This is a genomic window from Streptomyces sp. NPDC002793, assembly GCF_040295485.1.
GTDB lineage: Bacteria > Actinomycetota > Actinomycetes > Streptomycetales > Streptomycetaceae > Streptomyces.
Genome location: NZ_JBEOVL010000005.1, coordinates 228,401 through 253,978, shown reverse-complemented (window position 1 = coordinate 253,978; position 25,578 = coordinate 228,401). Strand labels below are relative to the sequence as shown.

Sequence of the window (25,578 nt, the reverse complement as noted above, 5' to 3'; positions counted from 1 at the left end):
CGCAAGAAACGATGACGCCCGGGCCGGTAGGTGCACGTACCCTTTTCTGTTGTGCCGAACGCCAACGAAGACAGCCCCCGTGCACTGAGTCAGGTGCAGCACCGCGCAGTCAGTGAACTGCTGCGGGTGTCCCCCGTCGCCGACGACCTCGCTCTCCGATTCCAGGAAGCCGGATTCGGTCTCGCCCTGGTCGGTGGGTCGGTCCGGGACGCGTTGCTCGGCAGGCTCGGAAACGACCTGGACTTCACGACCGATGCCCGCCCGGAGGACGTTCTCAAGATCGTCCGTCCCTGGGCCGACTCGGTCTGGGAGGTCGGGATCGCGTTCGGTACCGTCGGCGCGCAGAGGAACGGCTACCAGATCGAGGTCACGACCTACCGGTCGGAGGCGTACGACAGGACCTCGCGGAAGCCCGAAGTCTCCTACGGCGACTCGATCGAGGCCGACCTCGTGCGCCGCGACTTCACGGTCAACGCCATGGCCGTCGCGCTGCCGCGGAAGGAGTTCATCGACCCGCACCACGGTCTCGATGACCTGGCGCAGCGTGTCCTGCGCACTCCGGGTACTCCGGAGGCGTCCTTCTCCGACGACCCGCTGCGCATGCTGCGCGCCGCACGCTTTGCCGCGCAGCTGGACTTCGAAGTGGCGCCTGACGTCGTGAAGGCCATGACCGACATGGCGGGACGTATCGAGATTGTCTCCGCCGAGCGGGTCCGGGAGGAGCTCAACAAGCTGCTGCTCTCCGGCCACCCCCGCAAGGGGCTGGGGCTTCTCGTGGACACGGGTCTGGCAGATCAAGTGCTGCCCGAGCTTCCTGCGCTCCGCCTGGAGAGTGATGAGCATCACCGCCACAAGGACGTCTATGAGCACTCTCTGACGGTCCTGGAGCAGGCCATCGATCTCGAGGAGGGTGGCCCGGACCTCGTGCTGCGTCTCGCGGCCCTGCTCCACGACATCGGGAAGCCGAGGACGCGACGCTTCGAGAAGGACGGCCGCGTCTCGTTCCATCACCACGAAGTGGTGGGAGCCAAGATGACCAAGAAGCGGATGACCGAGCTCAAGTACTCCAACGACATGGTCAAGGACGTCTCGAAGCTGGTGGAGCTGCATCTGCGTTTCCACGGTTACGGCGACGGGGAATGGACCGACTCCGCAGTGCGCAGGTATGTGCGGGATGCCGGGCCGCTTCTGGACCGACTGCACAAGCTGACACGTTCCGACTGCACGACACGTAACAAGCGCAAGGCGAACGCCTTGTCGCGTACCTACGACGGCCTTGAGGAGCGCATCGCGCATCTGCAGGAGCAGGAGGAGCTGGAGGCTATCCGGCCGGACCTGGATGGCAACGAGATCATGCAGATTCTGGGTGTGGATCCCGGACCCGTGATCGGTAAGGCCTACTCGTTCCTGCTGGAGCTACGGCTGGAGAACGGCCCGATGGAGCGCGATGTCGCGGTCGCCGCCCTCAAGGAGTGGTGGGCTGCACAGGACTGACACGTGCCCGCTGCTGTGTTTCACGTGAAACACAGCAGCGGGCGACGATCTGGAGCCAGGTGATGAGGGGTCGTTGTTTCACGTGAAACAATGACCCCTCACTCCTTGAGGCGGGCGCACCGGAGTGCGCGGCTCACTCGCCGTCTCCGAAGCATGGCCACCGCGACGGCGGCGTAAAGCACGGCCACGGTGAGCACCACGACGACTGACCGCCCGTCAGGCGGGAGCGCCAGGGCGGACATTCCCGCGGCGGCGACGAAGGCGACGTTGAACAGCACGTCATAGAGCGAGAAGATCCGGCCGCGATAGGCGTCGTCCACGGAGGTCTGCACCTCGGTATCCGTCGCGATCTTCGCTCCTTGGGTCACGAGACCGAGGACGAAGGCCGCTACGAGCATCGGGACAAGGGCGAACGGGAGCCCCAGCGCCGGTTCCAGAAAGGCTGCCGCTCCGGCGCAGCCCGCCAGCCAGCCGTATCGCCCCAGGCGCCCGACTGCCCAGGGGGACATCACGGCCGCCACGAAGTACCCCGCAGCTGAAGTGCCCAGTGCGAGGCCTAGGAGGGCCAGACCGTCGGCCTCATTGTCGGACCAGGTGTAGCGGCACAGCATCAGCACCATCACGGTCAACGCCCCGTAGCAGAAGCGCATCACGGTCATGGCGCCCAGCGCGTAAGCCGCGTCCCTTCGTTCGGCCAGATGGCGCAGCCCTGCCACGAGCCCCTGCGCCGTGGTGGTGAGCGCCTCCCGTAGGGGCACATGGCGCGGGCCCCGATCCGGCCCGAGCAGCGTCCGGGGCAAGGTCAGCGAGACCAGAGCCGAGAGGAGGTACAGAGCCGCCCCCAGGAGCACCACCGCGGCATCGGAGCCGTCGGTCAGTAGCCGGATGGTCAGAGCGAGCCCCCCGCCCGCAGTGGCGGCCAGTGTGCCGGCCGTCGGGGAGAGGGAGTTGGCAAGGACGAGCCGCTCGGTGTCGACGACGCGGGGGAGAGCTGCCGACAGTCCGGCCAGTACGAAACGGTTGACGGCGGTGACGCAGAGGGCGGATCCATAGAACAGCCAGTCCGGGACGGAGCTCAGGAGCAGCAGGGCCGTGCAGCAGGCCAGAGCGGCCCGCAGCAGGTTCCCGTACAGGAAGACCTGCCGCCGGGGCCAGCGGTCGAGCAGTACTCCGGCGAACGGGCCCACCAGCGAGTACGGCAACAGCAGCACGGCCATGGCGGATGCGATGGCACCCGGCGTCGTCTGTTTCTCCGGCGAGAAGACGACATAGGTGGCGAGCGCGACCTGGTAGACGCCATCGGCCGACTGGGAGAGGAGCCGTACAGCGAGCAGATGACGGAAGTTCCGAAGGCGTAGGAGTACGCCCAGATCACGCGCGACAGGCATGTGCGCAAGGGTCACACATGTGGGGGGGTCCCCGGACGGATTGCCCGGGGACCCCCCACATGGAGATGCGTCACTGAAGCAGCGGCTGGACGGTTCAGCGCTCGGCGTCGCCGTTGATGAACTTCTCGACGTTCTCGCGGGCCTCGTCGTCGAAGTACTGGACCGGCGGGGACTTCATGAAGTACGAGGATGCCGAGAGGATCGGGCCACCGATGCCGCGGTCCTTGGCGATCTTCGCAGCGCGCACGGCGTCGATGATGACACCGGCGGAGTTCGGGGAGTCCCAGACCTCGAGCTTGTACTCCAGGTTCAGCGGAACGTCACCGAAGGCGCGGCCCTCGAGGCGCACGTACGCCCACTTGCGGTCGTCCAGCCAAGCGACGTAATCCGACGGGCCGATGTGGACGTTGTCCGCACCGAGCTCGCGGTCACGGATCTGCGAGGTGACGGCCTGCGTCTTCGAGATCTTCTTGGACTCCAGGCGCTCACGCTCGAGCATGTTCTTGAAGTCCATGTTGCCGCCGACGTTCAGCTGCATCGTGCGGTCCAGGACGACACCGCGGTCCTCGAAGAGCTTCGCCATCACACGGTGCGTGATGGTGGCGCCGACCTGGGACTTGATGTCGTCGCCGACGATCGGGACACCGGCCTCGGTGAACTTGTCGGCCCACTCCTTGGTGCCGGCGATGAACACCGGGAGGGCGTTGACGAACGCGACCTTGGCGTCGATGGCGCACTGCGCGTAGAACTTCGCAGCCACCTCGGAACCGACGGGCAGGTAGCAGACGAGGACGTCGACCTGCTTGTCCTTGAGGGTCTGGACGATGTCGACCGGGGCGTCGGCGGACTCCTCGATCGTCTCGCGGTAGTACTTGCCCAGACCGTCGTGGGTGTGTCCGCGCTGCACGGTCACGCCGGTGTTCGGGACGTCGGCGATCTTGATGGTGTTGTTCTCGCTGGCGCCGATGGCGTCCGCGAGGTCGAGGCCGACCTTCTTCGCGTCGACGTCGAAGGCCGCGACGAACTCGACGTCGCTCACGTGGTACTCGCCGAACTGAACGTGCATCAGGCCGGGCACCTTGCCGGCCGGATCGGCGTCCTTGTAGTACTCGACGCCCTGCACCAGCGAGGCGGCGCAGTTGCCCACGCCGACGATGGCTACGCGAACCGAACCCATGCCGATTGCTCCCTGTGTGTTCTCGGTGTTTCCCGATGACGCCTTGCGGATCAGCGGGGATGTCACTTGGTGTCGTCGGACGGATCCGGCCGGGTGTTGTCCCGGTGCCGGGGCAGGCCGCCCGCTTCTCCTGATGTGTCGTGTTGAGTGGAGTTATCGGGCGAGGATCGTCGCTGATCCCGTCCCGACCGCTCGCTCTCGATGAGCTCGTTCAGCCAGCGCACTTCGCGCTCCACGGACTCCATGCCGTGTCGCTGAAGCTCAAGCGTGTAGTCGTCGAGTCGTTCACGGGTGCGGGCGAGCGAGGCGCGCATCTTCTCGAGGCGCTCCTCCAGCCTGCTGCGGCGGCCTTCGAGTACGCGCATGCGTACCTCGCGCTCCGTCTGTCCGAAGAAGGCGAACCGAGCCGCGAAGTGCTCGTCCTCCCAGGAGTCCGGACCGGTGTGCGAGAGCAGCTCCTCGAAGTGCTCCTTACCTTCTGCCGTCAACCTGTAGACGATCTTGGCGCGCCGTCCGGACAGCGAGGACGCGGGCGCGACCCCGCGGCTCGCAGCGGGTGGCGTAGCCGGAACGCTTCCCGGTTCCTCGATCAACCAGCCGTTGGCGACCAGCGTCTTGAGGCAGGGGTAGAGGGTGCCGTAGCTGAAGGCGCGGAAGATCCCCAGCGACGTGTTGAGGCGCTTGCGCAGCTCGTAGCCGTGCATGGGGGACTCACGGAGCAGGCCGAGTACGGCGAATTCGAGGATGCCGGAGCGTCTGCTCACCTTCGCCTCCTCCTCCGCCTGCTGCTTCCGCAGGCCGTCAGGCCCACCTTATGCCGTGCTGATGTATCGAGTCGATACATCAGCACGATAGATCGACTCGTGATGTTCGACAAGAGGATGGTTCGTGAGCGGCGTCACATCCCTGATTCATAGAGAGTGACTTGCGTAATTTGGGGTGAAGTTCGGTCCCCAGAGGTTTTTGACCGTGCGTAGTCTGTGCGGCATGCAGACCACCGGGAACCGTGAGACGCCGCCATGCGTCAGTAATCGCGGACTGCCGGATGTACTGCGGGTGAGCCTTCCGCAGGGCTTGTCCGTAATTCGGGGGGACCGGATCTCAACTGCCGCTTCCAGGCGCTCTCGCCTGCCCGAGGAGTAGTCGTTCGATGAGCGAGCACCGTCGCAAAACGCCGCAACCGCAAGGTGGCGGGCGTGCAGCGGCCAGACGAGCCGCGCAACAGCCTGCTGGACGTCGCACCGAGTCGTCACGCAGGGCAACTTCGTCATCACCTTCCGGAGCGCACGGCGAGGAGCCGGTCTACAGCAGCCGCGCCGAGGCCCGTCGAGCCGCCCAGCGAGGCGGGGGCCGGCGCCGGGGAGGGGGCGACAACAACGGTCATGAGGGCCGTGGCCGGGGTCGCGCCGACTCCGGCAAGAAGCGCTTCGTCGACTACCCACGGGCCGGCAAGGACGGCTTCCGCCGCTGGGTCCCGTCGTGGCGGCTGGTCTCCGGTCTGAGCCTGGGCTTCCTGGGTCTCATGATGGGCGCGGCCGGCATCGCGTACGCGCTGGTGGTGCCGCCTGAGGTCAACGAGAGCGCCACCGCCCAGAACAACGTCTATTACTGGGCCGACGGCACACAGATGGTCGCCACGGGTGGTGACATCAACCGCCAGGAGCTCGAGTACGCCCAGATCCCCGAGGAGATGCGGAACGCCGTCATCTCGGCCGAGAACAAGTCGTTCAAGACCGACAGGGGCATCGACCCCAAGGGTATCGCCCGCGCCGTCTACAACATGGCGCTGGGAGGTGACACCCAGGGCGGGTCGACCATCACCCAGCAGTACGTGAAGAACTCCATGCTGTCGCAGGACCAGACCCTGAGCCGCAAGGTCAAGGAACTCTTCATCACGCTCAAGGTCGGGGAGAACGTGAGCAAGGAGAAGGTCATGGAGGGGTACCTCAACGTCTCCTACTACGGCCGGGGTGCTTTCGGTCTTCAGGCAGCGGCCCGTGCGTACTACGACGAGGACGCCACGGACCTGGACGCGAGCCAGTGCGCCTTCCTTGCCACGCTGCTCAAGGGTGCGACCTACTACGACCCCGCGGGTTCCCCCGACATCGACCCGGTGAAGGCCTCGGCCAAGGAGAACACCAGGCGGGCCAAGGAGCGCTGGAGCTGGATCCTCGACGAAGAGGTGAAGGACGGCACGTTGAGCGCGGCTGAGCGTGCCAAGTACAAGACGTTCCCGATGCCGGATCCGCCGCAGAAGGACGCCAACCTCAGTGGCCAGACCGGCTATCTGGTCGACCTGGCCAGGAAGTACTTCCTCGCGCACAACGAGGAGGACGTCACCGAGAAGGAACTGGCCCGGGGCGGCTACGAGATCCACACGACCTTCGACGCGAAGAAGGTCAAGCAGCTCAAGGAGTCCGTCAACAAGGTCTACGAGGCCAAGATCGACGAGAAGACGCGTCCCGACAAGGACACGCACGTCGAGTTCGGTGGCGCGTCCGTCGACACGAAGACGGGCGCCATCGTCGCCACGTACGGCGGTCAGGACGCGACGCAGCACTACACCAACAACGCCGACGCGACCGGTGCGCAGGTCGGTTCGACGTGGAAGCCGTTCGTGCTGGCGGCCGCCATGCAGTACGGGAAGCGCAATCCGGAACTCGGCCCCGAGCAGAGCGAATCGGAGCGGTCGATCGTCTCGCCGAAGAGCATCTACAACGGCGACAACGATCTGAAGATCACCGACTACGACGGCTCGGTCTGGGAGAACGACGACGGCAAGCAGTGGCTCCAGCGCAACGACGGTAAAGAGGACTACGGAGACATCACCCTCCGCCACGCCATGCAGGAGTCCGCCAACTCCCCCTTCGTCCAGCTCGGCATGGATGTCGGCACCGACAAGGTGAAGCAGGCCGCCTTGGACGCGGGGCTGCGTGACGACGACTACATGGCGAACTCATCCGTGCCCTCGTTCTCCATCGGCACGTCCTCACCGAGTGCCATCCGGATGGCCGGCGCGTACGCCACCTTCGCCACCAGCGGAAAGCAGAACGAGCCCTTCTCGGTCAAGGAGGTCAAGCGCAGGGGTGACGTCATCTACCGGCACAAGACCGAGACGCAGGACGCGTTCCCGAGCATCATCGCGGACAACGTCACCGACGTGCTGAAGAACGTGGTCGAGAACGGCACGGGCACACCCGCCCAGCTCCCGGGACGTGACGTGGCCGGGAAGACGGGTACCACCGACGGTAACAAGTCGGCCTGGTTCGTCGGCTACACCCCGCAACTGTCGACGGCCGTGAGCATGTTCCGCATGGACGACGACGAGACGCAGAAGGACCGCGAGTTCCTGGAGATGTACGGCACCGGTGGCGAGAAGTCGATCCACGGTGCGTCGTTCCCCGCTCAGATCTGGCACGACTACATGGCCGAAGCCATGAAGGGCGAAAAGGTCGTGCCGTTCCCGAAGCCGCAGCCGTACGGCGACACGGTCTGGGGCGGTGGAGCGGCCAGCCCCAGCCCCTCGCCGAGTCCGTCGCCGGAGGCATCGGAGTCGGCCGAGGAGTCCGAGTCTCCGTCTCCCTCCACGTCGACGTCCTCGTCCCCCTCGCCGAGCCAGACGTCGTGTGCGCCGAACGACTGGGAGTGCCAGTTCGGCAACCCGAACGGTGGGGCGAACGACGGCAACGACAACGGGGGTAACACGGAGGGCACCACCGAGGGCGAGACCGACGCCGGATCCACGGAGGGCGGCGACTCGGACACCGGGACGACCGAAGGAACGACCGAGGGCACGACCGAGGGCGAAGAGAACGGCCGTGGCGGGATCCTCGGTGGTGGCGGCGGATAGCAGCCAGGGCGGTGTGCGTGACGCCACCGCCCTCCGGTCCCGCCAAGGACCTGCCGGCCACGCATGACGAGGGCCGTCGGCACCTGCCAGGTGCCGACGGCCCTTTCGTGTGTCCCGGACGCGGGCCGCACCCGCACACAGCGCCGTACGGCAGGATGTGCGGCATGCCAAGCGCAGAAGACACGAGCGTGCACCAGGAGCCGTCCGTCGTACCGCCCACGCGACAGGACGAGATCGCCGCGGCGGGCAGCGAGCTGATCGGCGGTCCGTCGGGCCGCTGGGCACGCTTCGGAACGGGGCCGCTCACACCGGTGCGAGTCATCGTGCTGGTGGCGATCGGGATGTTCGCGCTCGGCATGGTGCAGAAGGTCCCCTGCTATGACTGGGCCTGGTTCCGCGGCACCAGTTCGCAGTACACGCACGCGTGCTACTCCGACATCCCGCACCTCTACGTCGGGCGCGGATTCGCCGACGGCCTCGTGCCGTACGTCGACCGGCTCAGCGGCGACATGGCCTACCTCGAGTACCCGGTCCTGACCGGCGTCTTCATGCAGATCGCGTCCTGGCTGACGCTGACTCCGGCCTCGGACCCCGTGCAGCAGCGCGAACAGATGTACTGGATGGTCAACGCCGGCATGCTGATGATCTGCGCCGTGATCATCGCGGTGTGCGTCACCCGTACGCACAGGCGCCGCCCCTGGGACGGCCTCCTGGTCGCCCTCGCCCCGGCAGCCGCGCTCACGGCGACGATCAACTGGGATCTGCTCGCCGTCGCGCTGACCGCCGCGGCGATGCTCATGTGGTCCCGCGGCAGGAACCTCGCCTTCGGCATCCTCATCGGCCTCGCCACCGCCGCCAAGCTCTACCCCGTGCTGATCCTCGGGCCTCTGCTGGTGCTGTGCTGGCGTGCCGGGAAGTGGCGGCAGTACGGGGTGGCGCTCTTCGGCGCGGCGGCGGCCTGGCTGCTGGTGAACCTTCCGGTGATGGCGTACGCCCCGGAGGGGTGGAAGAAGTTCTACACGTTCAGCCAGGAACGGCAGATCGACTACGGCTCGTTCTGGCTGGTCATCACCCAGCGCACGGGCCGGCCCATCGAGGTGTCCACGGTGAACACGGCCTCGGTGCTGCTGATGATCGTGCTGTGCGCGGGAATCGCGGGGCTGGCACTGACCGCCCGGCACCGGCCGCGCTTCGCCCAGCTGGCGTTCCTCGTGGTGGCCGCCTTCATCCTGACCAACAAGGTCTACTCACCGCAGTACGTGCTCTGGCTGATCCCCCTGGCCGCGCTGGCCAGGCCCCGCTGGCGGGACTTCCTCGTCTGGCAGGCCTGCGAGGTCATGTACTTCCTGGGGATCTGGTTCTACCTCGCGTACACGACGAGCGGCGACAAGCACCAGGGACTGCCGCAGGAGGGCTACCAGGTCGCGGTCGTCCTGCATCTGCTGGGAACGCTCTACCTCTGCGCCGTGATCGTCAGGGACATCCTGCGGCCGGACAGGGATCCCGTACGGCGTGACGGGTCCGACGACCCTTCGGGCGGGGTGCTCGACGGGGCGCCGGACCGGATGGCTCTCCTGCAGGAGCGCCCTGATCCGGCCCGGCACACGGCACCCGCGGTCGAAGGACCGCGGGTGGAGTGGGGCACGGCGGGCAGAGTGGCCTCCGACTGAGCGGAGGCCGGGACTAACGGTCCACGAGGCGGTCGAACTGGGTGGTGGTGTGCCGCAGATGGGCCACCAGTTCGTCGCCGACCCTCGGCTCCTGGGCGTCGGACGGCACGAAGAGGATCGACACCTGCATGTGCGGCGGCTCGGCGAACCAGCGCTGCTTTCCCGCCCAGACGAACGGCGACAGGTTGCGGTTGACCGTGGCCAGACCGGCACGTGCGACGCCCTTGGCACGCGGCATCACCCCGTGCAGGGCCTTGGGCGCCTCCAGGCCGACACCGTGGGAGGTCCCCCCGGCGACGACCACCAGCCACCCGTCCGAGGCGGCCTTCTGCTGGCGGTAGCCGAAACGGTCCCCCTTGGAGACGCGCGTGACGTCGAGCACCGCGCCGCGGTACTCCGTGGCCTCGTGGTCACCGAGCCAGAGCCGCGTGCCGATGCGCGCGCGGAAGAGGGTCTGCGGGAACTGCTGCCGCAGCCGGGCCAGTTCCTCGGCCCGCAGATGGCTGACGAACATCGTGTGCAGGGGCAACCGGGCGGCGCGCAGCCGGTCCATCCAGGCGATGACCTCCTCGACCGCGTCCGAACCGTCCGTACGGTCGAGCGGCAGGTGCAGTGCGAAACCTTCGAGGCGTACGTCCTCGATGGCCGCGTGCAGCTGACCGAGCTCCTCCTCCTTGACACCGTGGCGCTTCATCGAGCTCATGCACTCGATGACGACGCGCGCGCCCACCAGGGCGTGCACCCCGTCCACGGAGGAGACGGAACGGATGACGCGGTCGGGCAGCGGCACCGGCTCCTCGCCCCGGCGGAAGGGGGTGAGCACGAGCAGGTCACCGCTGAACCAGTCCTTGATCCGAGCGGCCTCGTACGTGGTCCCGACGGCCAGCGTGTCGGACCCGAAACGGATCGCCTCGTCGGCCAGCCGCTCGTGTCCGAAGCCGTATCCGTTGCCCTTGCAGACGGGGACGAGACCGGGGAACTGGTCCATCACGGACTTCTGGTGCGCCCGCCAGCGCGCGGTGTCGACGTAGAGGGAGAGCGCCATGGCCGGCCCGGAACCTTTCTGGTGGCTGCGGTGTGAGTGATCGAGAGGAGTGGCTGATGAAGGGTGGTCGGAAACGGAGTCAGCGACGCGACATATACATGTCGAGCGCCTTGTGCAGCAGCTTGTTGAGGGGGAAGTCCCATTCGCCGACGTACTCGACGGCTTCCCCGCCGGTACCGACCTTGAACTGGATCAGGCCGAAGAGGTGGTCCGTCTCGTCCAGCGAGTCGCTGATGCCTCGGAGGTCGTAGACGGTCGCGCCCATCGCGTAGGAGTCACGGAGCATCCGCCACTGCATGGCGTTGGACGGACGGACCTCGCGGCCGATGTTGTCCGAGGCGCCGTAGGAGTACCAGACGTGCCCGCCGACCACGAGCATCGTGGCGGCCGACAGGTTCACGCCGTTGTGCCGGGCGAAGTACAGCCGCATGCGGTTGGGGTCCTCGGAGTTGAGGACCGACCACATGCGCTGGAAGTACGAGAGCGGGCGCGGCCGGAAGTGGTCGCGCACAGCGGTGATCTCGTAGAGCCGCTGCCATTCCGCGAGGTCCTCGTAGCCGCCCTGGACCACCTCGACGCCGGCCTTGTCGGCCTTCTTGATGTTGCGTCGCCAGAGCTGGTTGAAGCCCTTGAGGACGTCTTCGAGGGAGCGGTTGGCCAGCGGCACCTGGAAGACGTAGCGGGGCTGTACGTCACCGAAGCCGGCACCGCCGTCCTCGCCCTGCTGCCAGCCCATCTTGCGCAGCCGGTCCGAGACCTCGAAGGCGCGCGGTTCGATGTGGCTGGCCTCGACATCACGCAGCCGCTTCACATCGGGGTCCTGGATCCCCGACTTGATGGCTGTCGAGTCCCAGCGGCGGATGACCACGGGCGGGCCCATCTTCACCGAGAAGGCGCCCTGCTGCTTCAGGTGGGCGAGCATCGGCTGGAGCCACTCGTCCAGATTCGGGGCGTACCAGTTGATGACCGGCCCCTCGGGGAGATAAGCGAGATAGCGCTTGATCTTGGGCAGCTGGCGGTACAGCACCAGACCGGCGCCGACCATCTCACCGTTCTTGTCGAACCATCCCAGGTTCTCCGAACGCCATTCGGTCTTCACGTCAGCCCACGCCGGGACCTGGCAGTGACTGGCCGAGGGCAGGTTCTGGATGTAGGCCAGATGCTGCTCTCGGCTGATGGTCCTCAGGGTCAGGCTCATGCGGGGCGCTCCTCGGCAGGTGTGTCCCCATCGGTCAGGGGCTCCGGCTCTCGCGCCGAAGCCTACTGTGACCGAGGCGCACCCGGTCTGGCCCGTCCGGACCGACCGCTCGCATCACCCGCGTGGGAGCACCCGGCTGTGCACCGGGTGTGCTGCGGAACCGGTGCGCGGCCGTCCTGACCGGCCCGCTCTGCCGGTCAGGTGACGACGCCGCCGAAGAGGCCGCCGTGGGCCATGCCGAGGTAGAAGCCGACGGCGGACGCACCGATCCCCATGACCAGCCCGAACCGCTCCCAGGTGGTCCTGGAGATGTACTGTCCGTACGCGCCGGTCAGGATGCCGATCAGCCCGGCCCACGAGCTCAGCAGGTGCAGGCTGTGGAACATCGCCGTCACGAACGCCAGGACGCCGAGGACCCCGGTCACCACCATCAGGGCGTCCTGAAGCGGATGTGGCCTGCCGTCCGTCGCGAAGAGGGATCCGGTGGCCGGGCGGGACCCGGCCGTCCGGCGGGGAGCGGGCCGGCTGCCGGCAGGGCGGACTGTCTGTGCCATGGAGTACCTCCTGGCGAGAAGGGCGGTGGAACGTAGCGCCTCTCACACCGCATCTGTCTCGATTGTGCGCCCTGAACACCGGATTTCAACCGGAAGCCGGTCTGCGGGTAGTCTGTACGGTCTGCACCGGTGTCTGCCTTGAGTCAGCACTGCGGCTCCCCTCGACCATCGAAGACGGGCGTTGTCAGTGGTGGCTGTTTTACTCGGAGACACTGATGCTTACGCATCACGACCCTCCTGCCACGGAACGACCGTGGCCGCTGAGTCCAAAGGAGGTGGGTTCCACATGCGTCACTACGAGGTGATGGTCATCCTCGACCCCGATCTCGAGGAGCGAGCAGTCTCCCCGTTGATCGAGAACTTCCTCTCCGTCGTCCGTGAGGGCAACGGAAAGGTCGAGAAGGTCGACACCTGGGGCCGTCGTCGTCTCTCTTACGAGATCAAGAAGAAGCCTGAGGGCATCTACTCGGTCATCGACCTGCAGGCCGAGCCTGCGGTCGTCAAGGAGCTCGACCGACAGATGAACCTGAACGAGTCGGTCCTCCGGACCAAGGTCCTCCGTCCCGAGACCCACTGAGCTTCTAGCTCAGTGGTCATCGGGTTCGAGTAGCAAGCAGCCAGAAGCAATCCCCGCCGAGAGGTTCACCCATGGCAGGCGAGACCGTCATCACGGTCGTCGGCAATCTCGTCGACGACCCCGAGCTGCGCTTCACCCCGTCCGGTGCGGCGGTCGCGAAGTTCCGTGTCGCGTCCACTCCCCGCATCTTCGACCGGCAGACCAATGAGTGGAAGGACGGCGAAGGCCTGTTCCTCACCTGCTCGGTCTGGCGTCAGGCGGCGGAGAACGTCGCGGAGTCGCTCCAGCGAGGCATGCGCGTCGTCGTGCAGGGCCGGCTGAAGCAGCGGTCCTACGAGGACCGTGAGGGCGTCAAGCGCACGGTCTACGAGCTGGATGTCGAGGAAGTCGGCCCCAGCCTGAAGAACGCCACGGCCAAGGTCACCAAGACCACAGGTCGCGGTGGCCAGGGCGGCGGCGGTGGCCAGGGTGGATACGGCGGTGGCCAGCAGGGCGGCGGCAACTGGGGCGGCGGTCCCGGTGCCGGTGGCCAGCAGGGCGGCGGCGGTGCTCCCGCCGACGACCCATGGGCCACGAACGCTCCGGCCGGCGGCCAGTCGGGCGGGGGCCAGCAGGGCGGCGGGGGTGGCTGGGGCGGAAGCTCCGGCGGCTCCGGTGGCTCCAGCGGTTCCGGCGGCGGCTACTCGGACGAGCCTCCCTTCTAGGGCTGCTCGTACCCCACTTCTTGATCACACAGGAGAAACACCATGGCGAAGCCGCCTGTGCGCAAGCCTAAGAAGAAGGTCTGCGCGTTCTGCAAGGACAAGACCCAGTACGTGGACTACAAGGACACGAACATGCTGCGGAAGTTCATTTCCGACCGTGGCAAGATCCGTGCCCGCCGCGTCACCGGCAACTGCACGCAGCACCAGCGTGATGTCGCCACGGCAGTCAAGAACAGCCGTGAGATGGCGCTGCTGCCCTACACGTCCACCGCGCGATAAGGGAAGGGTGACCGAATCATGAAGATCATCCTCACCCACGAGGTCACTGGCCTCGGTGCCGCCGGCGACGTCGTGGACGTCAAGGACGGGTACGCCCGTAACTACCTGGTTCCGCGTGGCTTTGCCATTCGCTGGACCAAGGGTGGCGAGAAGGACGTGGCGCAGATCCGCCGCGCCCGCAAGATTCACGAGATCGCGACGATCGAGCAGGCCAACGAGATCAAGGTCAAGCTCGAGGCCGTGAAGGTCCGTCTGGCTGTTCGCTCCGGCGACGCCGGCCGCCTCTTCGGTTCCGTGACCCCGGCTGACATCGCTTCGGCGATCAAGGCTGCCGGTGGCCCGGACGTCGACAAGCGTCGCGTCGAGCTCGGCTCGGCGATCAAGACGCTCGGCGGACACCAGGTGTCCGTCCGTCTGCACCCCGAGGTTGCCGCGAAGCTCGGCATCGAGGTCGTTGCCGCCTAAGGGCGCAGCTCTGCAGAGCAAGGTGAAGGGCCGCACCTCCGGGTGCGGCCCTTCGTCGTTTCACGTGAAACCGGGGCTTTGCGGTCGATACACGGTCGAGTGTCGGCCGGGGTGTTCCTCAGCGTGTGGCACCGGTGACGATCCAGCGGCCGGACCGCATACGCACCCACAAGGTCGCCAGCCGGACCGTCATCATCAGAGCCATTGCCCCCCAGAGGGCGGTGAGGCCTCCGCCGAAGCTGGGGATGACGAGGGCGACCGGCGCGAAGACGGCCAGGGTCAGGACCATGGCCCAGGCGAGATAGCGGCCGTCTCCTGCTCCCATCAGCACTCCGTCGAGTACGAAGACGACCCCGGAAATCGGTTGCGAGAGCGCTACGACCAGGAGCGCGGGCAGCAAGGTGTCCCTCACGGACGCGTCGCCCGTGAACAGCGGGACGAAGAGCGGTCTGGCGAGCACGATCACCACCCCGAGGACCACCCCGGAGACGACCCCCCACTGCACCATCCGGCGGCATGCCTCGCGTGCGCCCTTGGCGTCGTTCGCCCCGAGGTAGCGGCCGATGATGGCCTGCCCCGCGATGGCGATGGCATCGAGCGCGAAGGCTGTGAGGCTCCAGAGCGACAGGATGATCTGGTGCGCGGCGACGTCGGTGTCGCCGAGGCGGGCGGCCACGGCGGTGGCGATCAGCAGGACCGCTCGCAAGGACAGCGTGCGGACCAGCAGAGGCACTCCTGCCCGGGCGCTGGCCCGGATGCCGGCGGCGTCCGGGCGCAGCGATGCCTGGTGCCGCCGGGCCCCGCGGACGACGACGACCAGGTAAGCGAGTGCCATGCCGACCTGGGCGATGACGGTTCCCCACGCGGATCCTGCGATTCCCAGCCCGGCTCCGTAGACGAGCCCGACGTTCAGGGCGCCATTGGCCGCGAATCCGCCGATGGCGACGTAGAGGGGTGTCCGGGTGTCCTGCAGGCCGCGCAGTACTCCCGTCGCTGCGAGCACCACGAGCATCGCGGGGATACCGAGGCTGGAGATCCGCAGATACGTGATGGCGTACGGGGCTGCGGTGTCGGATGCCCCGAAGACATCGACCAGCCACGGTGCCAGGGGCAGCGTGACGGCGATGACAGCCGCGCCGATCAGTAGAGCGAGCCAGATGCCGTCCATGCCCTGGCGAATAGCGGAGGCCAGATCTCCTGCGCCGACCTGGCGGGCGACCGCGGCGGTGGTGGCATAGGCGAGGAAGACGAAGATGCTCACCGCAGTCGTCAGCAAGGCCGCCGCGACCGCCAGACCGGCCAGTTGTGGAGTGCCGAGATGACCGACGACGGCACTGTCGACCATGACGAAGAGGGGCTCGGCGACGAGCGCACCGAAGGCCGGGACGGCCAGCGCGAAGATCTCGCGGTCGTGCCGGCGGCGGGAGGGTGGCTGGGCCATGGGCGCCTGGATCATGGAGCCCAATCTAATCTTCCACAGGTAATAGACGCAAAGGCTTTGAGTCCCTTACTTGTCTCAGGATTTCGAGCTCGCCGGAAGACCGTTTCCGCTGATCTTGGGCTGAGGGTAAAAGTTTTTCTTCCCCACAGCCGGTGGATCGAGAAAGGCCAGGTCAGAGGTGCCCTTGGGGTCTGCGTATGAGTTTGTCCACAGTGCTGTCCCCCGGTCCGTGCACAGGATCTGATGAGTTCTCCACAGCATCTGGCCCGTCGTCCACATGCCCTGTGGATAACCAGATTGGCTGACGGTGCGGACCGGCCTACCGTGGTGCGGCGCCCGCACTCCGCTCCGGCTGGGAAGTACGCAGAACTTGACGCGCCGGAACCGGAGTCGGGCGTCTTGTTTGTCGGTGCCGTGCCGTAAGAAAGAGTGGCACGGCTAGGTCCGCGAAGCGGACGGGAGGAGGTGGCCCGGTGAGCATTCCCGAGCCTTTGGACGATCCCTGGGCCGATGTCGGTCCCAGTGACCGTCTGCCCGTTTCCCGTCAGCGCCGTGGAGAGGGCAAGGGGCGCGAGGAGCAGCACGAGCGGGGCCGGGAGAGCGGCTGGGACGGCGGTTCGTCCGGCTTCGAGCGGGTGCCTCCGCAGGATCTGGACGCCGAGCAGTCCGTTCTCGGCGGAATGCTGCTCTCCAAGGACGCCATCGCGGACGTCGTGGAGATCATCAAGGGACACGACTTCTACCGCCCGGCCCACGAGACCGTCTACACGGCCATTCTCGACCTCTACGCGAAGGGTGAGCCTGCAGACCCGATCACGGTGGCGGCCGAGCTGGTCAAGCGTGGCGAGATCACGAAGGTCGGCGGAGCCCCCTATCTGCACACGCTGGTGCAGTCCGTGCCGACCGCGGCCAACGCGTCGTACTACGCGGAGATCGTGCACGAGCGGGCTGTCCTCCGGCGCCTCGTCGAAGCCGGCACGAAGATCACTCAGATGGGATACGCGGCCGACGGCGACGTCGACGAGATCGTCAACTCTGCGCAGGCCGAGATCTACGCAGTCACTGAGCAGCGCACCAGCGAGGACTACCTGCCGCTCGGCGACATCATGGAGGGCGCTCTCGACGAGATCGAGGCCATCGGCTCCCGCAGTGGCGAGATGACGGGTGTGCCGACGGGCTTCACGGACCTCGACGCCCTGACCAACGGGCTGCACCCCGGCCAGATGATCGTCATCGCTGCCCGTCCCGCCATGGGTAAGTCCACGCTGGCCCTGGACTTCGCCCGCGCCTGCTCGATCAAGAGCAATCTCCCGAGCGTGATCTTCTCCCTGGAAATGGGGCGCAACGAGATCGCGATGCGCCTCCTGTCCGCCGAGGCGCGGGTGGCTCTCCACCACATGCGCTCCGGCACCATGACCGACGAGGACTGGACACGCCTCGCCCGCCGCATGCCGGACGTGTCGGCGGCTCCGCTCTACATCGACGATTCCCCGAACCTGTCGATGATGGAGATCCGCGCGAAATGCCGGCGCCTCAAGCAACGCAACGACCTCAAGCTGGTGGTCATCGACTACTTGCAGCTGATGCAGTCCGGCGGTGCCAAAAGGGCCGAGAGCCGACAGCAGGAGGTTTCGGACATGTCGCGAAACCTCAAGCTCCTCGCCAAGGAGCTTGAGGTTCCCGTCATCGCCCTGTCACAGCTGAACCGTGGCCCCGAACAGCGCACGGACAAGAAGCCGATGGTCTCCGACCTGCGTGAGTCCGGCTCCATCGAGCAGGACGCCGACATGGTGATCCTGCTGCACCGCGAGGACGCGTACGAGAAGGAGTCACCGCGCGCGGGCGAGGCGGACCTGATCGTGGCCAAGCACCGAAACGGTCCGACGGCGACGATCACCGTGGCGTTCCAGGGGCACTACTCCCGCTTCGTGGACATGGCCCAGACCTGACGCCGGTTCCCACGGTCACCTGACGACGGTCGTCCCGGGCCCAGCGCGCGGATGGCGAGGGTGACGGCACGGCTACCGGGCAGGGGGCTCGAAACGGACCTGGGGTGGCCCCCGATCGAACGTGCTGAACGGGGCGCGGGACGCGGCCCACGTCTTCGGCAGAAACGGCCGCTGCCATCGAGCGTCTCACCGGCCCAGGCCGGCGGCCTTGTACGCGCGTCGGGTGAAGACGTCCTCACGACGTTGTTCCATCTGCCGCAACGCGTCCTTGCGGTCCCGCTTCGAGAGCCGGTCAAGATACGTATGGCCGATGAGGTGATCGGTCTCGTGCTGCAGACACCGGGCGAAGTATCCCCGCCCCTCGATGACGAGGGAGTTGCCATCCTTGTCGACTCCATGGGCGGCAGCACGATCGGTGCGGGCTACCGCCATGGCGGCACCGGGCACGGACAGGCAGCCCTCGAATTCGTCAACGAGTCGCCGGCTCCCAGGATCGGGCAGGTCCAGGACGGGATTGATGATGTGACCGACATGCCGGATCCCATCGTCGTCCGGGCAGTCGTACACGAACAGGCGGAGGTCGACGCCCACCTGGTTGGCAGCCAGGCCGGCACCGTCGGCCACGTACATGGTCAGGAACATGTCGTCGATCAGCGCCGACAGCTCCGGAGTCCCGAATTCGGTCACCTCCCGGCACGGACGGCTCAGCACCTCCTCACCGGCCACCGTGACCCTGCGGACCGAGCCCCTTCCCGCCTCCGGTGGCAGAGCCGGGTAGGTGTCCACCGGGCGGCCTTGCACGCGGACTCGTCGGTCGACAGAACGGGATCGCTCGTCACGAACAGACATGTCTGTCTCCCTTTTGCGCACGCCGCTCCGCGCGCGTCACAGATGCCGCGGAGGCATCCCCCCGGCCTTCAGCAGTAGCGCTGCTTGCGCAGCGCTTTGCAAAGTAGCAGACTTTGCAAAGTGACTGAAGATGACGTCAACGCACCGGACGATCAGGCAACCGGCACCGGCGAAGGATTGCGTGAGCACGAAGTCCGCACGGCTCTGCTGGACCTGCTCGCCGAAGTCGGCACCGTCACGGCGACGGAAGCCGCCTCCCGCCTCGGCTACAGCTCTGGCCTCTGCTCCTTCCACCTACGGCAGCTCGGACGCCACGGATACATCGAAGAGGCCCCCCACCGCGGGGGCCGCGCTCGGCCCTGGCGTCTGAGGCGGCATGCTCCCGCTGCCGACCGGCCCGTGGCGGAGGAGCGGTTCGGAGACTTGGCCCGTGGGCTGGAGGACGAGAGCTGGCAGCGGTGGCTGGTCCAGCGAGGCGAAGCACCTTCCGAATGGCGCCACGACGAGGCCTTCAGCGCCGTCGCATACCTGACACCTGAGGAGATGAGCCGGGTCGCGGATGTGATCCGACGGGCGCTCGCGCCCTACCAGGACCGCGAAGAACGCCCTCTGGCCCGGCCCGAAGGCGCTCGACCGGTGGCTCTCATCACCCGGCTGTTCCCCTTGCTCCCCCACGCAGCAGACGGCGCGGACCGGGTCTGAGGAACCCGAAGCCGGGGCCTGCCATCCGACCCGGGAGTGCTGTTCGGCGCTGTGGCGGGGTCGAAAACGGGAAGCCCTGGTGTGCAGGGTTGACGTTGCCGCTGCGGCAGCTCCTACCGTCCTGAGCAGGGCCGGAGAAACCGGTCCTGTCGACGCGCTCGTGAGGGAGGCAGCGATGGACTGGCCCATCGCGGAGGTTGCCCGGATGTCGGGCGTGACCGCTCGGACCTGCGGCACTACGACGAGATCGGCCTGCTGCCGCCTGCCCGGATCGGGGGCAACGGCCACCGCTACTACGAGGAGCAGCAACTGCTGCGGCTGCAGCAGATTCTCGTACTGCGGGCGCTGGGCGTAGGGCTTCCCGAGGTCGGCCGCATCCTGGCCGACCAGGTCGACGAGGTGGAAGCCCTGCTCTGCCACCACCGGCGACTGCTCGCCGAGCGGGACCGGCTCGACGCCCTGGCCGACACCGTCTCCCGCACGATCGCCGAACTGGAACAGTCCAGGAAGGACGGCACACCCATGACCGCCATCAATCGCCCGGAGAACCTGTTCGAGGGCATCCAGCCCTCCCAGTACGAGGAGAGCCTGCACGATTTCCCGGAGCACGCCGAGAAGGTCGCCCGCAGGGTCGCCGAGATGACGCCGCAGGACATCGAGGACGGGCAGCGCGAGCGCACGGCCCAGATGATCCGGCTGGCCGAGCTGATGGCCGCCGGCCGCCCGATCGACGCAGAGCCGGTGCAGACCGAGATCGACAGGCGGTACCGGTCACTGACCCGGCTGCGGGCCGTGTCCGCCGAGGAGTACCGCGCCATCGGACGCTCCTGCGTGGACAACGACGCATGGCGTGCCGCGTACGAGGCGATCGCACCGGGTCTGGCCACCTATCAGCGGGATGCCATCGAGGCGTACGCCACCATCCGGCTGAGCTGACCCAAGACCGGTCCGGCCTACGGGAACCAACTGCGAAGGCCGCTCCAACCTGCCGCCTCGACAGGCTCACCTCGCCCGGCTCCCTGGATGCCGAGCGAGGTGGTCCTGCGCTCGTCCACATCGAATGCGGCAGCCCCGGGGCGGGATGGCGTGGCCCTCCGGCTGAGGCCGCCCGGTAGCTGCCACATGGGTTCGCCCGGCGTACCCGCGCAGGTCATGCTTGGGCATGACCTCTACCGAACTTCTGCTCCCCAGCACGCGGCGGGCCTTGTTGCACCGCGTCGCCACCGCCCAGTCACAAGGGCGGACCCCTTCCCTCGTTGCCGCGGTGCAGCGGGACGGGCAGGTTGCCTGGACCGGGGCGCGTAGCTGTGTGGACGGACACGAACCCGATGGGGACACCCAGTTCAGGATCGGGTCCATCACCAAGACGTTCACCGCCGTGCTGGTGATGCGTCTGCGTGACGAAGGGCTCCTGGATCTGGGGGATCCCCTGGAAAAGCACCTGCCGGGGACGGGCGTAGGAGAGGTGACTGTGCAGCAACTGCTCGGCCACAGCGCCGGTCTGGGTGCGGAGACACCGGCCCCCTGGTGGGAGAGGACGCCTGGCACCACCCGCCCGGAGCTGGCGGACGTGCTCGGCGACAGTCCGTTGCTCACCTCGCCCGGCCACCGGCACCACTACTCGAACCCGGGGTACACACTGCTCGGCACGCTTGTCGAGCGGCTGCGCGGTGACTCCTGGGCGGAGGTGCTGCGCCGCGAGATTCTGGAACCTCTGGGGATGGACCGCACGACTCCGCAGGCGCATGCCCCGCACGCGGGCGGCTGGGCGGTGCACCCATGGGCCGACGTGATGCTGCCCGAACCGGCCGAGGACCTGGGGCTGATGGCGCCGGCCGGACAGCTCTGGTCGACCACCACCGATCTGCTCCGGTTCGCCGCCTTCCTGGCGCAGGGCGATGACCGAGTGCTGTGCGCGTCCTCGGTCGCGGAGATGCGCGCTCCCGCCGCTCCGCCCGAGACGGGCGACTGGGCCGGCACGTACGGTCTCGGCCTTCAAGCCGTGCGGTGCGGGGATCGCACGCTCTTCGGCCACGGAGGCTCACTGCCCGGTTTCCTGGCCACGCTGTGGTTCAGCGTCGAGGACGACGTGGCGGCCGTGGTGCTCGCGAACGCCACCTCCGGCCCGTCGACCGGGGTGGTCGCCGCGGAACTCCTGTTGATCGTCGCCGATGCGGAGCCGAGGATCCCGGAGCCCTGGCGACCGCTGCCCGACGTCGATGAAGCACTGCTGGCGCTGACCGGCCCCTGGTACTGGGGAACTCAGGTCCATGCCCTGAAATTGCTCGCGGACGGGGGCCTGGAGTTGCAGCCGTTGCGTGACGTCGGCCGCGCCGCTCGGTTCCGAGCCTGTCCCGACGGAACCTGGACGGGGCTCAACGGTTACTACGCGGGGGAGACGCTCCGGGTCGTGCGTACCGAGGACGGCAGGGTGGATCACCTCGACCTGGGTTCGTTCGTCTTCACACGGGAGCCGTACGACCGGGACGCGGCCATTCCCGGTGGCGTGGACGAAGGCGGTTGGCGAGGGCTCTCCGTCTGATGAGTGCGGGACGGCGTTTCACGTGAAACGCCGCCCCGACCGACCGATGTCTCGGCGGCGCAGGGGTCAGGCGGTGAGCTCGCGCTCCAGAGGCGTACGGAAGCGAGGGGTGATCCGGGTGTCGCCCGCCCATGCCGTCAGCCGGGCCGCCTCTGCCTCGATGAGCTGGGCGGTCTCCCGGCCCACGTCGGACAACAACCGCCAGACGACCTCGCCATTCGCGCGCTGTGCCCAGCCACCCACGATCCCGCCGTTCGACCACACCGTGGGTCCGACGTTCCCCGCTCGGTCGAAAAGCGCGGCACGGTGATCGACGGGCAGTTGGAAACCGCGGTCGGCCCAGCCCATCGCGCTGGGGTCGAGACCGGGCAGGAGGGCCGCCCAGGGCTCCGGAGCCGGCTCGGCGGCGAGATCTCCCGGCGCCACCCACCCGGCCGCCCCACTGCCGAGCTGGACCTCCTCGGCGCCGACGGCTGCCAGGGCCGCGCGTGTGTCCCGGACGCCCCACCCGGTCCACCACTTCAGGTCTGCTTCGGATGCGGGGCCGTAGGCGTGAAGCCAGCGTCTGGTCACGTCCGCTCTGGCCGCGGCAGGATCCGAGGGTGGCCAGGGGGAGGCGGCCGTCCAACGGAACTGGCTGGAGGTCCACGATCCGCGTGGCCGGGCGCGCCGGATACGCCCGTCGGCGGCCAGCACCCGGAGCACCCGGGAGGCGACGCCCTGCACCGTCTCCTGCCTCGTTCCGGGGAAGACGGTGATCTTCGTGCGCAGAGCGGGTACGGCTGCCGAGAGCTCGCTTCCCGTGGCATGACCTCGTGCGGTCAGGGCGGCGAGCGTCTGCTGTTCGGTGTCGGCGAGCCACCGCTCGTCCAGCCCGCTGTCGGCCTCCCGTAGGTGGGCGACCAGTTTCCGGCGCTCCTTGGCCGCTACGGCCCGTGCGTTCGACGCGGTTACGGCCGGCGCGATGTCCGTGGACATGGTGAACAGGGTGTTCCGCATGGAGAGCAGCCGCACCAGCGAGACATCCTCGTAGAGTGCCCGCTCCACCGCTCCGACCTCGGGGACGGTCAACCGTGCGCAGACGGAGAGATAGACCGTGGCGGCATCCGTCGAGTGCAGGGCGACGACGGCATCAGCCACTGCGACGACGGATTCGGTACGCACGGACGGGGCCAGCAGATGTCGTCGGCCGAGTCGAATCCTGCGCTGCTCGTCATCGATACGGTGCACGTGAGGCCTCCCCGGAGTGCGGAGTTGTCCGGACCACCACGGTCCGGAGGCGGAACTCCACGGTTCAGAGAGAGAGTTTGAACCCCACATGGCTCGCGGTGAAGCCGAGGCGCTCGTAGAAACGGCGGGCGTCGGTACGGGCGGTGTCCGATGTCAATTGCACCAACTGGCATCCCTGCCGCCGGGATTCGTCGACCGCCCACTGGATCAACTGGGTGCCGAGGCCGCCGCCACGCTCCTCCGCATGGATGCGGACACCTTCGACGACGGAACGGGTCGCACCACGTCGGGACAGCCCTGGAACGATCGTGAGCTGGAGGGTCCCTACGACGCGCGTCTTACGCACGGCCACGACCAGGTGCTGATTCGGGTCGTCGGCAAGCCGCCGGTAGGCGGCGTGGTACGGGGCGAGATCGTCCGGGGACTCGCGCCCGGCACCCAGCGGGTCGTCGGCGAGCATGGCCACGATGGCGGGAATGTCGGTGAGTGCGGCGGGACGTATGTCGAGATCGCTCATGATCGGCAGACTACGCACACCCACCGGGTCAGGCGGGAATCTTCAGCGCCTCGACCGTCCGGACCAGCGGGGCGAGCTCGGGATTCCGGGCCGCCTCGTCGAGAGCGGCGCGGAGTGCGGTGTCATTGGTCGGCCTGGCCTGGTTCAGCAGCGTGAGACCTGCCTCGGTGACGTCCGTATAGATGCCTCGGCGGTCTGTGTCGCACAGGTACCGCGTGAGCAGCCCACGGTCCTCGAGCCGGGTGACCAGCCGGGTGGTGGCGCTCTGGCTGAGCACCACGGCGTCCGCGACCTGCTTCATCTGCAGATGACCGCCCGTGCCGCTGTGCTGGCGGCTCAGGACGTCGAGCAGCGAGAACTCGCGCGCGCTGAGGCTGTGGTGGGACTGCAGGGCCCGTTCGATGCGGGCCTCGATCTTCCCGTGGAGCAGAGAAAGGGCGCACCAGCTCTGCGCGAGGGCCGTCAGTGCGGGGTCTGTCGCTGTCATGGATCTCTCCTCCGTGCGGGAGCTGCTTGCCTCCAGGATAGGGCACGCGCGCAATAGCCCGCGCTTGCATTTAGTAAGCGTCTGCAATTATTGTGGCCGCTCGTAAGGTGCAGACGCAATCTTTTGGAAGGTGGCCTTCATGCCGCTCGCGCTCCTCGCCCTGGCCATCGGGGCATTCGGTATCGGAACCACCGAGTTCGTGATCATGGGGTTGCTTCCCGAGGTCGCGGCTGACTTCCAGGTCTCGATCCCGACCGCGGGGTTCCTGGTGACGGGCTACGCCCTGGGCGTGGTCCTGGGTGCTCCGCTGATGACCATCCTGGGCACCAGAGTGACCAGGAAGCGGATGTTGATGCTCTTGATGGGGCTGTTCATCGTCGGGAACGTGGTGTCTGCACTCGCCCCCGTCTTCGGCGTGATGCTCGCCGGACGGGTGATCGCCTCACTCGCCCATGGAGCCTTCTTCGGCATCGGATCGGTCGTGGCCGCAGGCCTGGTCGCTCCGGAGAAGAAGGCCGGGGCCATCGCCATGATGTTCACCGGACTCACCGTGGCCAACGTCGTCGGCGTACCCCTGGGAACCTTCATCGGCCAGAGCGTCGGCTGGCGCGTCACGTTCTTCGTAGTCGCGGGACTCGGCGTCCTGGGCCTTCTCGGCGTGGCGAAGCTCGTGCCCGAGCAGCCGAGGCCTCAGGGCGTGCGTATCCGCCACGAGCTGGCCGCATTCCGCAACGTCCAGGTGCTGCTCGCCATGGCGATGACGGTTCTGGGCTTCGGCGGCGTCTTCGCTGCGATCACCTACATCACCCCGATGATGACGGAGACCGCCGGCTTCGCGACATCATCCGTCACCTGGCTGCTGGTCCTCTTCGGGCTCGGCATGGTCGGCGGGAACCTGCTGGGTGGCAAGTTCGCCGACCGTCACTTGATGCCGATGCTGTACGTGTCCCTCGGTGCGCTCGCCGTGATCCTGGCCCTGTTCACGCTGACCGCACACAACAAGATCGCCGCCGCGGTGACCGTTGTTCTGATCGGAGCCCTCGGTTTCGCGACCGTACCCCCGCTTCAGAAGCGAGTTCTCGACCAGGCTGCCGGCGCGCCGACCCTGGCCTCGGCCGTCAACATCGGGGCCTTCAACCTCGGCAACGCGCTCGCGGCCTGGCTCGGCGGCATCGTCATCTCGGCGGGGTTCGGTTACACCGCGCCCAACTGGGTCGGTGCCGTACTGGCGGCCTCGGCGCTGCTTCTGGCCGTGCTCTCCGGGGTGCTGGAGCGCCGGACGTTCATCGGCGGCCGACCGGTTGCCGCGCAAGCGTCGGCCCCTGCCGCAGGCGCCGATGCCGTCGAGTCGGCCCTCAGCTCTTCAGCACCGACAGCGCGGTGACGAGGAGAGACGAAGAGACACGGCGACGTGATCGAGGGTGTCGCGGCGAACAGGGCTGCTCGAGTCGTTTCACGTG

22 protein-coding genes and 1 pseudogene are annotated in these 25,578 nt (G+C 67.5%); 12 read left to right on the top strand and 11 right to left on the bottom strand.

Going from position 1 to position 25,578, the window contains the following annotated elements; translation table 11 throughout:
• Positions 1-51: 51 nt before the first annotated feature.
• Entirely contained in the window at positions 52-1,494 is a 1,443-nt protein-coding gene (locus ABT001_RS07385) for a CCA tRNA nucleotidyltransferase (RefSeq protein ID WP_351273618.1), read from the top strand.
• A 98-nt stretch (positions 1,495-1,592) separates the two neighbouring features.
• Here the strand turns inward: ABT001_RS07385 and ABT001_RS07380 are convergent, their stop codons facing one another.
• From ABT001_RS07380 to ABT001_RS07370, 3 genes are all read right to left on the bottom strand, one after another.
• The gene (locus ABT001_RS07380; RefSeq protein WP_351273615.1) at positions 1,593-2,882 is read right to left on the bottom strand and encodes an MFS transporter; all 1,290 of its coding nucleotides are present in this window, start codon (positions 2,880-2,882) and stop codon (positions 1,593-1,595) included.
• Positions 2,883-2,976: 94 nt separating this feature from the next.
• A complete protein-coding gene (locus ABT001_RS07375; protein ID WP_351273613.1) occupies positions 2,977-4,059 on the bottom strand; it encodes an inositol-3-phosphate synthase in 1,083 nt (360 codons plus the stop codon).
• A gap of 62 nt (positions 4,060-4,121) precedes the next feature.
• Positions 4,122-4,823 carry a PadR family transcriptional regulator gene (locus ABT001_RS07370; RefSeq protein ID WP_351273611.1) on the bottom strand — a complete coding sequence of 234 codons (702 nt, stop codon included), beginning with the start codon at positions 4,821-4,823 and terminating at the stop codon, positions 4,122-4,124.
• Positions 4,824-5,209: 386 nt separating this feature from the next.
• On the opposite strand from ABT001_RS07370, the gene ABT001_RS07365 reads away from it, so the two are divergent.
• A complete protein-coding gene (locus ABT001_RS07365) occupies positions 5,210-7,909 on the top strand; it encodes a transglycosylase domain-containing protein (RefSeq protein WP_351273608.1) in 2,700 nt (899 codons plus the stop codon).
• 155 nt (positions 7,910-8,064) lie between these two features.
• Entirely contained in the window at positions 8,065-9,579 is a 1,515-nt protein-coding gene (locus tag ABT001_RS07360) for a glycosyltransferase family 87 protein (protein ID WP_351273605.1), read from the top strand.
• Positions 9,580-9,592: 13 nt separating this feature from the next.
• Here the strand turns inward: ABT001_RS07360 and ABT001_RS07355 are convergent, their stop codons facing one another.
• The 3 genes from ABT001_RS07355 to ABT001_RS07345 all read right to left on the bottom strand — a co-directional run bounded on the left by ABT001_RS07355 (position 9,593) and on the right by ABT001_RS07345 (position 12,376).
• Positions 9,593-10,624 (bottom strand): alanine racemase, encoded by a 1,032-nt coding sequence (locus ABT001_RS07355; protein WP_351273603.1) that lies wholly within the window; start codon positions 10,622-10,624, stop codon positions 9,593-9,595.
• Positions 10,625-10,703: 79 nt separating this feature from the next.
• On the bottom strand, positions 10,704-11,822 hold the full coding sequence (locus tag ABT001_RS07350) for a lipid II:glycine glycyltransferase FemX (RefSeq protein WP_351273600.1): 1,119 nt from the start codon (positions 11,820-11,822) through the stop codon (positions 10,704-10,706).
• Positions 11,823-12,019: 197 nt separating this feature from the next.
• Positions 12,020-12,376 (bottom strand): hypothetical protein, encoded by a 357-nt coding sequence (locus tag ABT001_RS07345; RefSeq protein ID WP_351273597.1) that lies wholly within the window; start codon positions 12,374-12,376, stop codon positions 12,020-12,022.
• A 286-nt stretch (positions 12,377-12,662) separates the two neighbouring features.
• Here ABT001_RS07345 and rpsF point away from each other — a divergent pair, with 286 nt between their 5' ends.
• The 4 genes from rpsF (at position 12,663) to rplI (ending at position 14,401) form a co-directional block, all read left to right on the top strand.
• Positions 12,663-12,953 (top strand): 30S ribosomal protein S6, encoded by a 291-nt coding sequence (gene rpsF / locus ABT001_RS07340; protein ID WP_006604399.1) that lies wholly within the window; start codon positions 12,663-12,665, stop codon positions 12,951-12,953.
• Between the two features lie 71 nt (positions 12,954-13,024).
• A complete protein-coding gene (locus tag ABT001_RS07335; protein WP_351273595.1) occupies positions 13,025-13,657 on the top strand; it encodes a single-stranded DNA-binding protein in 633 nt (210 codons plus the stop codon).
• Between the two features lie 42 nt (positions 13,658-13,699).
• The gene (gene rpsR / locus ABT001_RS07330; RefSeq protein ID WP_003967857.1) at positions 13,700-13,936 is read left to right on the top strand and encodes a 30S ribosomal protein S18; all 237 of its coding nucleotides are present in this window, start codon (positions 13,700-13,702) and stop codon (positions 13,934-13,936) included.
• 18 nt (positions 13,937-13,954) lie between these two features.
• A complete protein-coding gene (gene rplI / locus ABT001_RS07325; RefSeq protein ID WP_351273592.1) occupies positions 13,955-14,401 on the top strand; it encodes a 50S ribosomal protein L9 in 447 nt (148 codons plus the stop codon).
• A 118-nt stretch (positions 14,402-14,519) separates the two neighbouring features.
• Here the strand turns inward: rplI and ABT001_RS07320 are convergent, their stop codons facing one another.
• A complete protein-coding gene (locus ABT001_RS07320; RefSeq protein WP_351273589.1) occupies positions 14,520-15,857 on the bottom strand; it encodes an MATE family efflux transporter in 1,338 nt (445 codons plus the stop codon).
• Between the two features lie 476 nt (positions 15,858-16,333).
• Here ABT001_RS07320 and dnaB point away from each other — a divergent pair, with 476 nt between their 5' ends.
• Positions 16,334-17,791: a replicative DNA helicase gene (gene dnaB, locus ABT001_RS07315; RefSeq protein ID WP_351273685.1), complete on the top strand. Its 1,458-nt coding sequence runs from the start codon at positions 16,334-16,336 to the stop codon at positions 17,789-17,791.
• 186 nt (positions 17,792-17,977) lie between these two features.
• Here the strand turns inward: dnaB and def are convergent, their stop codons facing one another.
• Positions 17,978-18,640: a peptide deformylase gene (def, locus tag ABT001_RS07310; protein WP_351273586.1), complete on the bottom strand. Its 663-nt coding sequence runs from the start codon at positions 18,638-18,640 to the stop codon at positions 17,978-17,980.
• A 120-nt stretch (positions 18,641-18,760) separates the two neighbouring features.
• On the opposite strand from def, the gene ABT001_RS07305 reads away from it, so the two are divergent.
• The 3 genes and pseudogenes from ABT001_RS07305 to ABT001_RS07295 all read left to right on the top strand — a co-directional run bounded on the left by ABT001_RS07305 (position 18,761) and on the right by ABT001_RS07295 (position 21,884).
• Positions 18,761-19,342: a winged helix-turn-helix domain-containing protein gene (locus ABT001_RS07305; RefSeq protein WP_351273583.1), complete on the top strand. Its 582-nt coding sequence runs from the start codon at positions 18,761-18,763 to the stop codon at positions 19,340-19,342.
• Between the two features lie 175 nt (positions 19,343-19,517).
• Positions 19,518-20,278, top strand: a pseudogene (locus ABT001_RS07300) (MerR family transcriptional regulator).
• Positions 20,279-20,504: 226 nt separating this feature from the next.
• Entirely contained in the window at positions 20,505-21,884 is a 1,380-nt protein-coding gene (locus ABT001_RS07295; RefSeq protein WP_351273581.1) for a serine hydrolase domain-containing protein, read from the top strand.
• A 66-nt stretch (positions 21,885-21,950) separates the two neighbouring features.
• Here the strand turns inward: ABT001_RS07295 and ABT001_RS07290 are convergent, their stop codons facing one another.
• The 3 genes from ABT001_RS07290 to ABT001_RS07280 all read right to left on the bottom strand — a co-directional run bounded on the left by ABT001_RS07290 (position 21,951) and on the right by ABT001_RS07280 (position 24,118).
• Entirely contained in the window at positions 21,951-23,114 is a 1,164-nt protein-coding gene (locus ABT001_RS07290; RefSeq protein ID WP_351273578.1) for a winged helix DNA-binding domain-containing protein, read from the bottom strand.
• A 64-nt stretch (positions 23,115-23,178) separates the two neighbouring features.
• Positions 23,179-23,631 carry a GNAT family N-acetyltransferase gene (locus tag ABT001_RS07285; RefSeq protein ID WP_351273576.1) on the bottom strand — a complete coding sequence of 151 codons (453 nt, stop codon included), beginning with the start codon at positions 23,629-23,631 and terminating at the stop codon, positions 23,179-23,181.
• 28 nt (positions 23,632-23,659) lie between these two features.
• The gene (locus ABT001_RS07280; RefSeq protein WP_351273573.1) at positions 23,660-24,118 is read right to left on the bottom strand and encodes a MarR family winged helix-turn-helix transcriptional regulator; all 459 of its coding nucleotides are present in this window, start codon (positions 24,116-24,118) and stop codon (positions 23,660-23,662) included.
• Positions 24,119-24,257: 139 nt separating this feature from the next.
• On the opposite strand from ABT001_RS07280, the gene ABT001_RS07275 reads away from it, so the two are divergent.
• The gene (locus ABT001_RS07275) at positions 24,258-25,502 is read left to right on the top strand and encodes an MFS transporter (protein WP_351273571.1); all 1,245 of its coding nucleotides are present in this window, start codon (positions 24,258-24,260) and stop codon (positions 25,500-25,502) included.
• Positions 25,503-25,578 lie beyond the last annotated feature (76 nt).